This window comes from Blautia sp. MSK.20.85 (genome assembly GCF_013317245.1).
Taxonomy (GTDB): Bacteria; Bacillota; Clostridia; order Lachnospirales; family Lachnospiraceae; genus Blautia_A.
The window spans coordinates 230,690-244,683 of record NZ_JAAIUN010000001.1 but is presented as its reverse complement, the minus strand read 5'-3'; the positions used below and the strand labels follow the sequence as shown (position 1 = coordinate 244,683).

Here is a 13,994-nt window from a genome sequence, read left to right as displayed (position 1 = left end):
TGGAACATGAAGATGGAAAGAAGAAATGCGTGGCTCTCCTATAAGGAAGCAGAAGAGGCAGAAATGGAGAAGCTTGCGAAAGCCTACAGAGAATTTCTGGATAAAGGAAAAACAGAGCGTGAATGTGTCGCAGAGATCGTGAAGGAAGCAGAAGCTGCCGGATACGAATCCCTTGAGTCCAAGATCAAAAAAGGCGAGAAGATCAAAGCCGGTGATAAGGTTTATGCGGTAGGAATGAAGAAGATTATTGCTCTGTTTCATGTAGGATATGAAGAACTTTCCGGAGGCATGAGCATTCTCTGTGCACATATTGACTCACCGAGGCTGGATGTGAAGCAGAATCCGCTGTATGAGGATACAGACCTTGCTTATCTGGATACTCATTATTATGGCGGTGTGAAGAAATATCAGTGGGTGACACTTCCACTTGCCATGCATGGTGTTGTTGCAAAGAAGGACGGCAGTGTTGTGGCGGTCAGCATTGGTGAGGATGAGGAAGATCCGGTACTTTACATCACTGATCTTCTGATCCACCTTTCCGGAAAACAGCTCCAGAAGAAGGCGGCTGAGGTTATTGAGGGCGAGAATCTGGATATCCTGATCGGCAGCAGACCTCTTGCGGATCTTCCGGATGATAAGAAAAAAGATGCTGTGAAACAGAATGTTCTGAATATCCTGAATGAGAAATATGGTATTGAAGAGGAAGATTTTCTTTCTGCAGAGCTGGAGATCGTTCCGGCAGGAAAAGCCAGAGACTGTGGACTTGACCGCAGTATGATCGCGGCATACGGACAGGATGACCGCGTATGCGCCTATACTTCCCTTGCGGCAATGCTGGAGATGGAAGAGACACCGAAGCGTACCGGCTGTTGTCTCCTTGTAGATAAGGAAGAGATTGGAAGCGTTGGTGCTACAGGTATGCAGTCCAGATTTTTTGAGAACAGTGTGGCAGAGCTTCTGGATGGAATGGGATGCTATTCCGAGCTTGCCCTGAGACGCGCACTTCGTAATTCCAGCATGCTTTCTTCTGACGTGAGCGCAGGTTATGATCCGGCCTATGCAGAGGCTTTTGAGAAAAAGAACGCAGCATATCTGGGACGCGGTATTGTTCTCAACAAGTTCACCGGAGCAAGAGGAAAATCCGGTTCCAACGATGCCAATGCAGAGTATGTGGCGAGAGTACGCAGGATCTTTGATGATCATGATGTCGCTTTTCAGACAGCAGAGCTTGGAAAAGTCGATTTTGGCGGCGGCGGAACCATCGCTTATATTGCGGCGCTTTACGGAATGGAAGTCATTGACAGTGGCGTGGCTGTGCTGAGTATGCATGCTCCGTGGGAAGTTACCAGCAAGGCGGACGTGTATGAGGCATATAAAGCGTATAAGGCATTTTTACTTGATGCATAAAAATGCGTCAGTTCTGAAGACATTCCGGTGATCTTTTCGTTACAGATCAATGAGCGGGGTTTTCCCGGAAAGGACAGAGCAGTCTGCCTGCTGCTGTTTGGGTGCGGATCATTCCGCCGATAAACAGCAGTATCCCCTGCAGACTTCGCTCTGTATTTTTTAACCAAATCAAGTAAGTCCCCTGCGGGGTTGCGAAAAGCAATAAGCAGTGGATAGAGCTTGCCTGAGACTGGTTTACTTTAGAAGGAGTAGTTTAATTATGGAAGAAGCATTGGTACGGGTAGTGGATCTGTGCAAAGTTTACAATCCCGGAGAAAATGAAGTGCGGGCGCTGGATCATGTGAATCTGGAAATACATAAAGGTGAATTTGTGGCAATTATCGGACAGTCCGGTTCCGGAAAATCTACATTTATGAACATGCTGGGCTGCCTGGATGTCCCCACCTCCGGGAAATATTATCTGAATGGAACAGATGTATCCACAATGAAGGATAATGATCTCTCGGTGGTTCGAAATAAAGAGATCGGATTTATCTTTCAGGGTTTTAACCTGATCGCGAATCTTACCGCAATAGAAAATGTGGAGCTTCCTCTTATCTATCGTGGGATCGACCGGAAAACAAGAAGAAAGCTTGCTGTGGAATCCCTCAAAAAAGTCGGACTTGAGAAGCGTATGGATCATAAGCCAAACGAAATGTCGGGCGGACAGCAGCAGCGTGTGGCCATTGCAAGAGCGATTGCGGCCAAGCCCCCTGTAATTCTGGCGGATGAACCTACCGGAAATCTGGATTCTGCATCCAGCAGGGAAATTATGGAGATTCTGAAGGGAATGCACAGATCCGGAGAAACGTTGATCCTGATCACCCATGATAATGGAATCGCGGCTCAGGCCAAACGGGTGGTTCGTATCATGGATGGAAAAATTGAATCAGATATGATTAATGAGGAATTCGTCGAGGAGGCTTAACAGAAATGAAAAAAGGAAAAAAGATTGTAATCGGTGTAGCGGCAGTGGCAGTTGTGGCAGGCGGTTTTTACGCAGTATCAGGAGGAAGCCGCGGCGAGGCACAGCTTCCTCAGGTTTCGGTTACAAAGGCGGAGACCGGAGATGTGGAAGAAATTGTGGATGCAACCGGAACGGTTGTCAGTGATGAACAGAAAACTTTTTATTCACCGGTAAACGCACAGATAAAAAAAGTATCTTTTGCAGAAGGGGATTCCGTCTCAAAGGGTACAAAACTTGTGGAATTTGAGCTGAAAGATCTGGAGAGAGATAATCAGAAGGCAGAACTGAATGTGAAATCCGGAGAGTATGATTACAAAAATTCCATCAATAAATCTGATGAGGCACAGCAGAAGCAGAATAATGCCAAATCAAAAGTTTCCAGTTTGGAGCAGCAGGTGAAAGATAAGCAGAACTATCTGGCATCACTGAAATCTCAGCTGGCATCTGTGCAGGCGCAGGCAGCAGCAGACGCACAGGCCCAGGCTCAGGCGGAAGCCCAGGCAAAAGCCGATGCTCAGGCAGCCCAGGAAGCGGAAATCCAGAGAGCATATGCAGAGGCGCTTACTACATATCAGAATGAAACGCTTCCCCAGTATCAGAAGGAACTGGGCGAGCTGAATGCCGCCTATATTAAGGCCCAGGGCGAGTATAACCAGGCAGATAATAATTATCAGATGGCTTTTGCCCAGTGGCAGGCAGACCAGAGTGATGAGAACGCGCAGGCACTGGACGAAGCGGAGAACACAAGAAGCCAGGCCGAGATCAATTGCCAGGAGGCAAAAGAAGCTTACGAGGATAAAAAGGCGGCTCAGCCGAAAATGCCGGAATATTCGGATTACAGCAGTGCCGGAGGGGAAGATTTTGTTACAGACGGAACACAGGACGATGGACAGGATCTGACAGACCAGGGAAGTGCATCCGCTGCTTCCACAGGTGCATCTGTGGATACTTCAGGAATTGAGAATGCCATTGATCAGGCAAGTTCTGATCTGGCAGATCTTCAGTCCGATCTTGCCACACAGAAATCCATTGCAGAGGCAGATTCTATCAGCCTTACAAAGGAAGAAAAAGAGAAGCTGAGAGTCAGCAATAATCTTACAGAACTGGATGCCAAATCTGCAAAAGAACTTGTTGCGGAAGGAAAAAAAGGTATCACGGCAGATTTTAACGGCGTTATTTCCAAGTCTGCAGTGCAGCAGGGAGCAGCAGTGACACAGGGAATGGAGCTTTTTACCCTGCAGAACACAGATAAAGTCAGTGTGGACATCAATGTATCCAAGTATGATTATGCAAAGGTAAAAGAAGGCCAGACTGCGGATATTACCATCGGTGATAAGAAATATACCGGCAAGGTAACGAAGATCAGCCATATTGCTACAACAAACGAGAAGGGATCTACTCTGATCGCAGCTACTGTCAGTATTGATAAACCGGATAAAGATATTTTCCTCGGCGTTGACGCAAAGGTGAAGATCTATGCGGAAAAGGCTGAAAATGTAGTAACACTTCCGGCAGGAGTGGTAAATATTGGTAAAGATGGCTCTTTCTGTTATGTACTGAAAGACGGCGTGATCACAAGACAGGACATCACTACAGGAATCAGTTCTGAGGATTCTGTTGAGATCACAGATGGAATCAAAGCAGGCGATGAGGTCATCGAGGATCTTGGTTCTCTGGAAGAGGGAATGACGGCAGAAGCAGCACCTGCAGATGGTGACAGTGCAGCAGAGACAGGGGAGACTGCCAATGAGTAATATTTATGAATACATCAAAATGGCGATCCACAACATCATGGCAAATAAGGGAAGATCGTTTCTTACCATGCTGGGTATCATTATCGGTATTGCATCGGTGATCGCCATTGTTTCCATCGGTGAAGGAACCAAGAATCAGATGAACAGTGAGATCGATGATATCGGCGGCGGCCAGATTGCGGTGTACTGCAGCGATGATGCCACCGCAGATGATGTCTGGATCCAGCCTGAGGATATTGATGCGGTCCGGGATCTGGATGGTGTGGAAGGTGTTAATGTTTCAGATTCCTATACAGGAGAGACAGTAACCGGAAAAGGCGATTTTAATCTTACAGTAACCGGTGAGGCGCAGGACGCCAAACTGGTGGACAATGCTTCTGTGAAGTATGGAAGTTACTTCGGACAGAAAGAGGTTGAAGAGGGAAAAAATGTCTGTGTGATCTCAGATGCCGACGCGAAGCGGCTTTTTGGAACGGATGATGTCGTGGGAATGACACTGGATGTCACCTGTTATGATCTGACCAAGACATTTCGTATCTGCGGAGTTACCACGCAGAAGGAGAACGGTACTTTTGTCAGCTACACTTATGACGGTATGCCTGTGTCCATTAACGTGCCTTATACGGCCATGGACGATTTTACAGGAAGTACCGGTGAGTTCTATCAGATCACAGTTCAGGCAGACAAAAATCTGGATTCCCAGGTGGTGGCAGACCGGATCGTAAATCTTCTGGAAAGACGCCATCATTGTGCCGGAGACGATTATTTCCAGGTACAGAGTTTCCAGGATATCATGAAATCCATGAACCAGATGCTTGGAATGGTCACCGCATTTATTTCTTTTGTTGCGGGAATTTCCCTTCTGGTAGGCGGTATTGGTGTTATGAACATCATGCTGGTGTCCGTCACAGAGCGCACCAGAGAGATCGGTATCCGTAAATCCCTTGGGGCAAAGACTTCTTCCATTATGCTTCAGTTCCTTGCTGAGGCAGCGATCCTGACCATCATGGGTGGCCTGATCGGCATTGTCCTTGGCATCGCAGGGGGACATGTGATCTGTGCGGTGATCGGCAGCAGCATGGGAACCACCATCACACCAGGGATCAGTCTGGGAACTATCCTGGCGGCAACATTGTTCTCCTGTGCAGTAGGTGTATTCTTCGGAATCTACCCGGCAAGAAAAGCAGCCAAACTCAGCCCCATCGAGGCACTGAGAAGAAACTAGAAAACTGTTGCTTTTGCATCAAAAATAGCAATAAAAAATATTTTTGAAAAAAAATAAAAAAACTTTCAAAAAACCCTTGACATTTTATAGGTCTTAGAGTATCATACATATTGTTGCAGCGGTGATACAAAATATCACAAAGGAAAAGCAACAAAGATGTGCGTTTAGCTCAGCTGGATAGAGCGTTTGGCTACGGACCAAAAGGTCGGGGGTTCGAATCCTCTAACGCACGTATGAAGCCTCTGGAATTGTTCCAGAGGCTTTTTTCTAATTATACATTCTGATCTATTAATTCTGTATGCAGATTCCTTTTTTTAACCAAATCAAGTAAGTCCCCTGCGGGGTTGCGAAAAGCAATAAGCAGTGGGTGGGGACTTGCTTGTATCAGGAGGAGAGCAAGCTCCTCCTGATAAACTGCGGAGCAGTTATTTGGTGTAGAGCTACGTAGCGAAGCGGATTGCGAATATCCGCTTGACAAGGAAAAGTGAACAATAACAGAAATACAGAACACCTGAAACACAGGTGAACTTATCAGGAGGAAAAAACAATGCCAGGATATCTGATCAAAGATACAACAAAAGAGGAACGTAAACAGATCGTGGAGGAATCTCTGGGAAATATTTCCGCGAACTGCGATGGCTGTATGGCGAGACTTGCAGATATGTACCAGGATTATATTGACGGGAAGAGGGAAATCCGTGAGATCAATATGGAATTCAATGCCAGATATGTCCGTGGAGATATGGACAAAGAGGAGAAAAAAAGCTGCCCGATGTAGGAAATGGAGATTGACAGTACCATGGACCAAAATGAAGTAAAATATGATAAGCTGCTGAAAATCAAAACTACCGGCCGTGACGATTCCAGGTCGGATCAGTACTGTTATCCATATGAACCAACGCCATACTGTGTACTGGAACGGCTTGCGTATTGTGGGTATCTGGGGAAAAAGAATCATCTGATCGACTATGGATGTGGAAAAGGCAGGGTGGATTTTTTTCTGGCATGGCAGGTCAGGTGCCGGACTACAGGTGTGGAGTACGATGAACGCATGATAAAAGCCGCAGAAGAAAACAGGCAGCGGGCTGTTTCCGGGGCAAAAACCACTTTTATACTGGAAAATGCAGCCCTTTTTCAGGTGCCGGAATCTGCTGACAGATTTTATTTTTTTAATCCGTTTTCTGTGGAAATACTGAGAAGTGTCATCGGACGCATCCGGGAATCCTGGTATGAAAAAACAAGAGAAATGCTGCTGTTTTTCTATTATCCATCTGACGAATATATTTCCTATCTGATGACTGTGGATGAACTGGAATTCCTGGATGAGATCGACTGCCAGGATCTTTTTGACGGAAAAAATCCTAGGGAGAGGATATTGGTATTTCAGATGGGAGAGGAGTAAAACAACATGATAAAACTAATCGCAACCGACGTAGACGGAACTCTGGTAAAAGATGGAACCATGACCATCAATCCGGAATATATGACGGTGATCCGGAAGCTGACCGAGATGGGCATTACCTTTGTAGTATGTTCGGGGCGGCAGTATGACAGTGAGAGGAAGCTGTTTGAACCGTTGAAGGATCTGGTGTATTTTGTTTCGGATGGAGGTACGGTGATCCGGAAGAATGATAAGATCCTGAAGGTGCACACACTTCCAGACGAGACCTGGAAAAGCATGCATCGCATGGTAAAAGAAAAAATGCCGGAATGTGACTGCTTTATTGCCACACCGGAGTGCTGTTATGCGGAGAATGAAAATGAAAGGATGTTCCGCTGGCTCAGAGATTCCTATGGCTATGATATGAGAAAAGTGGACGATCTTTCTTCCCTTGAGGGAAAACAGGTGTTGAAATTTTCCGTTTATCACCCGGAACGATGTGAGGAGCTTTGTGCTCCATATTTTACACCGGCGTGGAAGGATAAGGTAACACTGGCAGCGGCCGGAAAAGAATGGATGGACAGTACTCCGCCGGAAGGGGAGAAAAGTATAGCTGTGGAGTTTATCCGGCAGCGCCTGGGGATTTCTTTGGAGGAAACCTGTACATTCGGAGATAACCTCAACGATATCGCCATGCTCCGGAAAGCGGGAATGAGCTATGCGGTAGCCAATGCCAGAGCGGAAGTGCAGGCAGCAGCCAGGAAAGTGTGCCCATCTTACAGTGAAGACGGAGTGTTACAGATTCTGAAAAGGATTGTTTCTGAAAGCAGAAAATGATAAAGATACATAAAATATGTGCCTTTAGTAAAAAAGAGTAAATAAAAGTCATCGGCCAGGGGTTGACTTTTTAAAACGATTCTGTTAAATTGAAAAAAATAAAAATTTCAATTCCATGAGGGAGTAGTTCGCACGTAAGTGTGATTTGTCAACAGACCCGGTTTTTTCTGAAAAACCTGGCAAATCTTAAAGAATGAGACTCATGTATGTTTTGTTATATTTTATTATAACAGAGCATACATGAGTCTTTTTTATGTCATACTGGAAGCAGATCTCCAGCTCATGGGAAATGAAAACAGAAAGTGAGAAGAAGAAAAATGGAAAATCTGGTAAACAGCTCACCCCTGATCCTTGTATTAGTCTTTCTTGTGATAGGTTTTGCTTTTCTGATGAAAGGCGCGGACTTTTTTGTAGAAGGAAGCTCCAGTATCGCAAAACGACTGAAAGTTCCGCCGATCATCATCGGCCTTACCATCGTGGCAATGGGAACATCTCTTCCGGAAACGGCAGTCAGTGTCACTGCGTCACTGGTCAATAACAATGAACTTGCGGTCAGTAACGTGGTAGGTTCCAATATTTTTAACCTGATGGTAGTTGTTGGAGTCTGTTCCATTCTGACCCCGATCCTGGTGCAGAAGGAAACCATTAAGAGAGATATTCCTTTTTCCATGATCTGTGCGTTCCTCCTTCTGGGGCTTGGAATCCTGGCAGTGGGAGATAAGAGCGGAATGACACTTGGCCATCTGGATGGAATGATCCTGCTGGGATTTTTTGCAGGCTATATTGTGGCAATGATCCAAAGTGCCATGAAAGCCAGAGCAGCAGGAAAAAATGTGGAGATCGAAGGAATTGAAGAACTGGAAGAAGAAATCGGCATCCTTTCCTGGCTGAAGAGTATTCTCTTTATCGTTGGAGGCGCGCTTGCCATTGCTTTTGGCGGAGATCTTACCGTAGATGCTGCCAGCCGCATCGCCATTGATCTGGGAATGAGCCAGACACTGGTGGGACTTACCATTGTTTCCATCGGAACCTCCCTTCCGGAGCTTGTGACATCCGTGGTTGCAGCCAGAAAGAATGAAGTGGATATGGCAGTGGGAAATGCAGTAGGTTCCAATATTTTCAATATCCTGATGGTCCTTGGAATTGCGTCTGCCATCAATCCGGTGGCACTGATCCGGGAGAACATTATCGATATTGTGATATTGATCGTATTTTCCCTGATCGTGTGGATCTATGCCGCAACGAAGCGTAAGATCAGCCGGAAAGAGGGAATTTCCATGGTGTGCCTGTATCTGATCTATGCGGGGTATATTATCTGGAGATAGCTGTCATGGAAGAAATTTTTCAGTATTATACCTACGAACAGTTTTGAGACCTATATAGCAGGTAAGAGATAAGATTGTAAAGATTCAAAATTGAAAGAAAGTATGGATAATTGTGAAGTACTCCGTTCAGCATTCTTGCAGGTGGATGTGAAATATAAGAAATATATAGGGAAGCTCTTTTTATCCGGAAGAGCTTCCCCTTTTTTGGTGGCACCCGGAAATGCTATAAGTAATAGGAAGAATATAAGAGTGAAAATTACATATAAATATAATGATAACGTAAATTGACAATATAAATAAAAATAGGTTATTATGTAGATAACAAAATATAACTATTAAAATTAAAATACGTTATAAGGAGGATAACAATGTTATACGAGTATTTGTGTTCAAACTATAAGCCGAATGAACCTATTTTTGTTGCGGATGTTAGTCTTCCAGTTTCAAATGTAAATCTTCGTCAGATGTTTAAAATACTGTGCGATTCTGGAAAGATCAGGCGATTTGATACAGGCGTTTACTATATTCCAAAGGAGAGTCGATTAAAAGGGGGGGTTCCCCTTGGAGCAGATACTGTGGCGAGATATAAATATATATCGCGAAATGGAAGAGTTGATGGATATTATTCAGGATATACTTTTGCAAATCAGCTGGGTGTTACTACACAGGTGCCATATATGGTGGAAATTGTATCAAATAATGCCAGTGCCAGGGTACGGGAGGTAAATCTGCATGGAAGAAGAGTTCTTCTCCGTAAAGCAAGAGTTCTGGTAACAAAGGAAAATTACCGGATATTACAGTTTTTAGATTTTCTGAAAGATATAGATCAGTATGCAGATGAAAATGACAAGATATTGTCCGATCGTATTAGGAAATATGTTGTTGATGTACAAATTAAAAAAACAGAAATAGATTGTTATATTAAACAATATCCGGATAGAATTTATCGATATATATATGAGATGAGGTTGTATGATGTTTTTGCATAACGATGAAGAACTTTTTAAAGATGTAATCATAGCTGCATCTGTTGATCAAAAGCGTTCGGTAGCAATCGTAGAAAAAGACTATTATGTTACGATGATATTAAAACTTCTGGCGCAGGTTGAGCCTGGATGTGTTTTTAAAGGTGGAACTTCACTATCTAAGTGTCATCATGTGATTGATCGATTTTCAGAAGATATTGATATTACTTTTTCAAATACATTGACACAAAAGGTGGAATTGACGTTATGCAGGTAGATGAACTTTTACCCTACCTAAGAGAAAACCAGGAAACCCTAATCCAGGAGATAAGGAATGGGAAATATAAACCCAATCCGGTTCGCAGGGTAGAGATACCCAAGGAAACAAAAGGCGAGTTCCGAAAACTAGGAGTTCCTACAGTTGTTGACAGAGTTGTTCAACAGGCAATTGCACAGGAACTCTCGCCAATCTTCGAGGAACAGTTTTCGGAGAATAGTTTTGGTTTCAGACCAAAAAGAGGAGCGCATGATGCGCTCAGACAATGCCAAAAGAATGTAAATGATGGCTATGTCTATGTGGTAGATATGGACTTGGAAAAGTTCTTTGACACAGTATGCCAGAGCAAACTCATTGAGGTATTATCACGAACCGTCAAAGATGGAAGAGTGATTTCATTGATACACAAATATCTAAACGCAGGTGTTGTGGCAAATGGAAAGTTTGAGCGTACAGAAGTCGGAATGCCACAAGGTGGACCATTAAGTCCGTTACTTAGCAACATAATGCTTAATGAGTTAGACAAGGAGCTGGAAAGCAGAGGGCACAGATTTGTCCGTTATGCAGACGACTGTATGATTTTCTGTAAAAGCAGAAAAAGTGCAGAAAGAACTTTGGAAAATATCATTCCGTTTATAGAAGGAAAACTTTTCCTAAAAGTAAACAGGAAGAAAACAAAGGTGGCTCATATCAGCAAGGTCAAATATCTAGGCTACACCTATTACAGATATGAAGGGACTACTAAAAGAAACTGACGAATGGGCAAGGCGTAGAATCAGGGCGGTCTACTGGAAACAATGGAAGAAAATCAAAACGAAGTACCGAATGTTAAAAGCATTGGGAATGGAACATTGGAAAGCAAAGGAACTTGCATGTAGTAGAAAAGGTTATTGGAGAATGGCAAAAGTTTTGAACCAAATCTTTTCAAAGAAAATAATAGCCAAGCTAGGATACAGCTCCATGCTTGACTATTATCTAGTAGTCTGTGAAAACTAAAGAACCGCCGTATACGGAACCGTACGTACGGTGGTGTGGGAGGACGGTAAATAAAATAATTATTTACCTCCTACCCGATCATAGAAATGTTTTTCACGTGGATTCATCTGGTTTCAGAAGAACAGTCTTTTTTCTGGGGGTGATGCGGTGTCATATCATCGCTGTCTGTCATCAGATATTTCCGGATAGCGAAAAGAATGGCGATACCGACGATCCCGATCAGTGTCTGCGTCGGATTGAGATGTTCCACAACCATCTGCCTTGCTGTCGCAAAAAGCAGGACTTCAACAACGGTCTGGGCGGAATGGCGGCAGAGCATTTTTACAAACTCCACACCAACTACAAGGGAGAGAGCCTGTGACAGGAAACTGGTAAAAAAACTGGTATCCATATCCATGACGGAGGTACCGGCAGTTGTAAGGATCAGCCGGAGTCCGGCCAGGGCGATCACGACAAGGATCACGATGGACAGCACGACCTCTGTGTAGCGGGCTACGTTGTAGATCAGTTCATTGAAATGTTTGCGGATCTTGTGATTGATGGCAGTTCTGTCTTTCATAGGTGATTATCCTTTCTTTTTTGAAGCAACCGGATGGTCGATGAAACGGGTTGCAAAATATCCGAATGCGCAGGTGATCACGATCATACATGGCAAAAACAGCCAGAAGCGCTGCTGGCTCATGGTGTTGAACCATGGAGCATTGGCCTGAAGGATCATAATGACAGGCATATGCCACAGGTAGATTCCGTATTGGTTTCGCGCCACGAAGTACAGTGGGCGAAGAATCCCGAAATTCATTTCCGGCAGGATGGAAAAGCCCACGAGCAGTATTCCAAGCAAAACCGCAAGAATGGAATGAGCCGGATAACCAGTCGGAGCCGTTCCGTAAAGGCCGTGGTTGTGATAGTAAAAAATCCATGCCAGGATCAGTATGGTACTTGCGAGAGAAACAGGAAGTCCAAGTGTAAGACGCTTTTCCTGTATACGGTTTCCGGCATGTTTCCAGAATGCGGCAGCCGCCATGCCCAGTACAAAATTATCCAGTGCGGTGAATACCTGACGCTCATATACGAAATATACGGAGGTATCGGAAATTCCGGAAGCATGGAGATACCGGACAACTGCAAACCGGCAGATAACGGTAAACAGAATGGACACAATGGCAGATACAAGCCAGTTTTTCCGGACGGCTTTATAAAGGAACGGGGCGATCAGATAAAACTGAAAGATCACACCCATCGTCCACAGTGCTCCATTGATGGAACCGTGTGTCACCGGGGAAAAATTCTCCGTAAAGGTGTAATAGGCAAGGATATGCCGAAACCCTTCATTGCTGAACATCTGTGTTGACATAAAAATCAGAAGAACTGTAACGCAGACGTAATACTGAGGCATGATACGGATGCAGCGTTTTTTCATAAAAGCCCGCCAGCCAGGGAGACAGCCTCTTTCTTCCGAAGAAGAGAGGGAAAGATAGATCCCATATCCGCTGAGCAGGAAAAACAGAGTCACGCCCACTTCGCCTCCAAGTGTCAGGATCGTGTGAATGGCTGTATGTGCCTGCCACGGCTGCCCGGACAGAACATAGCAGTGGTACAGCATAATGTAGAGGATCGCTCCTGCCCGGAGCAGATCGATGTTTTTAATACGTTTCATGATGATTCCTTTCAAAATAAATATGTTTGCCCTGCAATCTGACAGGACAAACAGAGATAGATTCAGTATATCATGAACCGGTGGGAATGCAAAGGGAAAACACCGGGCAGAAAGCAATTACGGTAAGGTTGCGGATATTTTTCCGGACTGATATAATCAGGTGGGAGGAAAAGACAATGATAAACTGTTTATTTGTGGGAATGGGAGGCTTTATAGGTTCTGTGTGCAGATATCTTCTGGGATTACTGCCAGTGGAAAACAGTCAGGGATTTCCGGTAAAAACATTGATCATAAATGTAACAGGCGCATTTGTAATTGGGATTGTTGCTGCAGCCGCGGCAAAAAATACGTCTCTGGATCCAGGACTCGTACTGTTTCTAAAAGTGGGAATCTGTGGCGGGTTTACCACATTTTCTACTTTTGCATATGAGACAGGGATTATGATGGAAAAAGGTCAGATTGGCCTGGCGCTTCTTTATGTGATTTTAAGTGCAGTTTTTGGCGTGCTGGCTGTTTTTGCCGGACAGATGCTTGTAAAATAAGGATGAAACAAAGGTGTGAAATGAAAGATCAGGAGGAAACGGAAAACATGGAAGAACCAAGAATTGACAAAACCATCTATACGGGAAGACCGGAAAATACGGAAGGACGCCTGGAGAAAGAAATCGCAGTGTACGATTTTCTGGACAGTCTGGGAATTGAATATAAGAGGGTAGATCATGAGGCGTTGATGACTATGGAAGCCTGTGAGGAAGTGGATCATCTTCTGGAAGCGAAAATATGCAAAAATCTGTTTTTGTGCAACCGTCAGAAAACGGATTTTTATCTTTTGCTGATGCCGGGGGAGAAGCCGTTTAAAACGAAATTCCTGTCCAAACAGATCGGAACAGCCAGACTTTCTTTTGCAGATGGAGAGCAGATGGAGGAATATCTCAACATTACACCGGGGTCATTAAGTCTTATGGGACTGATCTTTGACAGGGAAAAAAGAGTGCACCTGGTGATCGACAGGGAAGTTCTGGATGAGGAATACTTCGGATGCCATCCGTGTATCAATACATCCACTCTGTTAATGAAAACCAGTGATGTAAAAGAAAAAATCCTGCCGGCGCTGAACCACGAATATCAGGTGGTAGAGCTGCCGACAGAGTAAAGATCCAAAGA

16 protein-coding genes and 1 tRNA gene are annotated in these 13,994 nt (G+C 44.5%); 15 read left to right on the top strand and 2 right to left on the bottom strand.

From position 1 onward, the window contains the following. Positions 1 to 12: 12 nt before the first annotated feature. From G5B12_RS01040 to G5B12_RS17960, 13 genes are all read left to right on the top strand, one after another. Positions 13 to 1,407: an aminopeptidase gene (locus tag G5B12_RS01040; RefSeq protein WP_021976788.1), complete on the top strand. Its 1,395-nt coding sequence runs from the start codon at positions 13 to 15 to the stop codon at positions 1,405 to 1,407. A gap of 259 nt (positions 1,408 to 1,666) precedes the next feature. Next, positions 1,667 to 2,374: an ABC transporter ATP-binding protein gene (locus tag G5B12_RS01035; protein ID WP_021976787.1), complete on the top strand. Its 708-nt coding sequence runs from the start codon at positions 1,667 to 1,669 to the stop codon at positions 2,372 to 2,374. Between the two features lie 5 nt (positions 2,375 to 2,379). Next, positions 2,380 to 4,167: an efflux RND transporter periplasmic adaptor subunit gene (locus tag G5B12_RS01030; RefSeq protein ID WP_174087586.1), complete on the top strand. Its 1,788-nt coding sequence runs from the start codon at positions 2,380 to 2,382 to the stop codon at positions 4,165 to 4,167. Then, the gene (locus G5B12_RS01025) at positions 4,160 to 5,392 is read left to right on the top strand and encodes an ABC transporter permease (RefSeq protein WP_021976785.1); all 1,233 of its coding nucleotides are present in this window, start codon (positions 4,160 to 4,162) and stop codon (positions 5,390 to 5,392) included. Before G5B12_RS01030 ends, G5B12_RS01025 begins: the two co-directional genes overlap by 8 nt. Before the next feature lie 158 nt (positions 5,393 to 5,550). Continuing rightward, positions 5,551 to 5,624: transfer RNA gene (locus tag G5B12_RS01020), tRNA-Arg, on the top strand. Between the two features lie 315 nt (positions 5,625 to 5,939). Next, positions 5,940 to 6,170 carry a hypothetical protein gene (locus G5B12_RS01015; RefSeq protein WP_021976784.1) on the top strand — a complete coding sequence of 77 codons (231 nt, stop codon included), beginning with the start codon at positions 5,940 to 5,942 and terminating at the stop codon, positions 6,168 to 6,170. Between the two features lie 21 nt (positions 6,171 to 6,191). Further along, on the top strand, positions 6,192 to 6,794 hold the full coding sequence (locus G5B12_RS01010; protein ID WP_118062076.1) for a class I SAM-dependent methyltransferase: 603 nt from the start codon (positions 6,192 to 6,194) through the stop codon (positions 6,792 to 6,794). Positions 6,795 to 6,800: 6 nt separating this feature from the next. Continuing rightward, complete coding sequence (locus G5B12_RS01005) at positions 6,801 to 7,610, top strand: Cof-type HAD-IIB family hydrolase (RefSeq protein ID WP_174087585.1); 810 nt, start codon at positions 6,801 to 6,803, stop codon at positions 7,608 to 7,610. Positions 7,611 to 7,927: 317 nt separating this feature from the next. After that, positions 7,928 to 8,935 carry a calcium/sodium antiporter gene (locus G5B12_RS01000; protein ID WP_174087584.1) on the top strand — a complete coding sequence of 336 codons (1,008 nt, stop codon included), beginning with the start codon at positions 7,928 to 7,930 and terminating at the stop codon, positions 8,933 to 8,935. Between the two features lie 368 nt (positions 8,936 to 9,303). Then, the gene (locus G5B12_RS00995) at positions 9,304 to 9,924 is read left to right on the top strand and encodes a DUF6088 family protein (protein ID WP_021976779.1); all 621 of its coding nucleotides are present in this window, start codon (positions 9,304 to 9,306) and stop codon (positions 9,922 to 9,924) included. Continuing rightward, positions 9,908 to 10,177 carry a nucleotidyl transferase AbiEii/AbiGii toxin family protein gene (locus tag G5B12_RS00990; RefSeq protein WP_244096013.1) on the top strand — a complete coding sequence of 90 codons (270 nt, stop codon included), beginning with the start codon at positions 9,908 to 9,910 and terminating at the stop codon, positions 10,175 to 10,177. Before G5B12_RS00995 ends, G5B12_RS00990 begins: the two co-directional genes overlap by 17 nt. Next, positions 10,168 to 10,932: a group II intron reverse transcriptase/maturase gene (gene ltrA, locus G5B12_RS00985; RefSeq protein ID WP_330426511.1), complete on the top strand. Its 765-nt coding sequence runs from the start codon at positions 10,168 to 10,170 to the stop codon at positions 10,930 to 10,932. The genes G5B12_RS00990 and ltrA overlap by 10 nt, the downstream gene beginning before the upstream one ends. Positions 10,933 to 11,002: 70 nt before the next feature. Then, positions 11,003 to 11,173, top strand: a complete 171-nt coding sequence (locus tag G5B12_RS17960) for a hypothetical protein (RefSeq protein WP_330426510.1) — start codon at positions 11,003 to 11,005, stop codon at positions 11,171 to 11,173. 103 nt (positions 11,174 to 11,276) lie between these two features. On the opposite strand, the gene G5B12_RS00980 is transcribed toward G5B12_RS17960, so the two are convergent. Then, positions 11,277 to 11,732: a transporter gene (locus G5B12_RS00980; protein WP_174087583.1), complete on the bottom strand. Its 456-nt coding sequence runs from the start codon at positions 11,730 to 11,732 to the stop codon at positions 11,277 to 11,279. A 6-nt stretch (positions 11,733 to 11,738) separates the two neighbouring features. Further along, on the bottom strand, positions 11,739 to 12,830 hold the full coding sequence (locus tag G5B12_RS00975) for an acyltransferase family protein (RefSeq protein WP_174087582.1): 1,092 nt from the start codon (positions 12,828 to 12,830) through the stop codon (positions 11,739 to 11,741). A 176-nt stretch (positions 12,831 to 13,006) separates the two neighbouring features. Between G5B12_RS00975 and crcB the strand changes: the two genes are divergently transcribed. Both crcB and G5B12_RS00965 read left to right on the top strand, forming a co-directional pair. Next, complete coding sequence (gene crcB / locus G5B12_RS00970) at positions 13,007 to 13,372, top strand: fluoride efflux transporter CrcB (protein WP_021976774.1); 366 nt, start codon at positions 13,007 to 13,009, stop codon at positions 13,370 to 13,372. A 47-nt stretch (positions 13,373 to 13,419) separates the two neighbouring features. Then, positions 13,420 to 13,983: a prolyl-tRNA synthetase associated domain-containing protein gene (locus G5B12_RS00965; protein WP_021976773.1), complete on the top strand. Its 564-nt coding sequence runs from the start codon at positions 13,420 to 13,422 to the stop codon at positions 13,981 to 13,983. The last annotated feature ends 11 nt before the right edge of the window (positions 13,984 to 13,994 follow it).

What these genes read in the sequence shown, in the direction of transcription:
- G5B12_RS01040 (WP_021976788.1), top strand. Translation starts at nt 13, where the DNA reads ATGGAAAGAAGAAATGCGTGGCTCTCCTATAAGGAAGCAGAAGAGGCA.
- G5B12_RS01035 (WP_021976787.1), top strand. Translation starts at nt 1,667, where the DNA reads ATGGAAGAAGCATTGGTACGGGTAGTGGATCTGTGCAAAGTTTACAAT.
- G5B12_RS01030 (WP_174087586.1), top strand. Translation starts at nt 2,380, where the DNA reads ATGAAAAAAGGAAAAAAGATTGTAATCGGTGTAGCGGCAGTGGCAGTT.
- G5B12_RS01025 (WP_021976785.1), top strand. Translation starts at nt 4,160, where the DNA reads ATGAGTAATATTTATGAATACATCAAAATGGCGATCCACAACATCATG.
- G5B12_RS01015 (WP_021976784.1), top strand. Translation starts at nt 5,940, where the DNA reads ATGCCAGGATATCTGATCAAAGATACAACAAAAGAGGAACGTAAACAG.
- G5B12_RS01010 (WP_118062076.1), top strand. Translation starts at nt 6,192, where the DNA reads ATGGACCAAAATGAAGTAAAATATGATAAGCTGCTGAAAATCAAAACT.
- G5B12_RS01005 (WP_174087585.1), top strand. Translation starts at nt 6,801, where the DNA reads ATGATAAAACTAATCGCAACCGACGTAGACGGAACTCTGGTAAAAGAT.
- G5B12_RS01000 (WP_174087584.1), top strand. Translation starts at nt 7,928, where the DNA reads ATGGAAAATCTGGTAAACAGCTCACCCCTGATCCTTGTATTAGTCTTT.
- G5B12_RS00995 (WP_021976779.1), top strand. Translation starts at nt 9,304, where the DNA reads ATGTTATACGAGTATTTGTGTTCAAACTATAAGCCGAATGAACCTATT.
- G5B12_RS00990 (WP_244096013.1), top strand. Translation starts at nt 9,908, where the DNA reads ATGATGTTTTTGCATAACGATGAAGAACTTTTTAAAGATGTAATCATA.
- ltrA (WP_330426511.1), top strand. Translation starts at nt 10,168, where the DNA reads ATGCAGGTAGATGAACTTTTACCCTACCTAAGAGAAAACCAGGAAACC.
- G5B12_RS17960 (WP_330426510.1), top strand. Translation starts at nt 11,003, where the DNA reads ATGTTAAAAGCATTGGGAATGGAACATTGGAAAGCAAAGGAACTTGCA.
- G5B12_RS00980 (WP_174087583.1), bottom strand. Translation starts at nt 11,732, where the DNA reads ATGAAAGACAGAACTGCCATCAATCACAAGATCCGCAAACATTTCAAT.
- G5B12_RS00975 (WP_174087582.1), bottom strand. Translation starts at nt 12,830, where the DNA reads ATGAAACGTATTAAAAACATCGATCTGCTCCGGGCAGGAGCGATCCTC.
- crcB (WP_021976774.1), top strand. Translation starts at nt 13,007, where the DNA reads ATGATAAACTGTTTATTTGTGGGAATGGGAGGCTTTATAGGTTCTGTG.
- G5B12_RS00965 (WP_021976773.1), top strand. Translation starts at nt 13,420, where the DNA reads ATGGAAGAACCAAGAATTGACAAAACCATCTATACGGGAAGACCGGAA.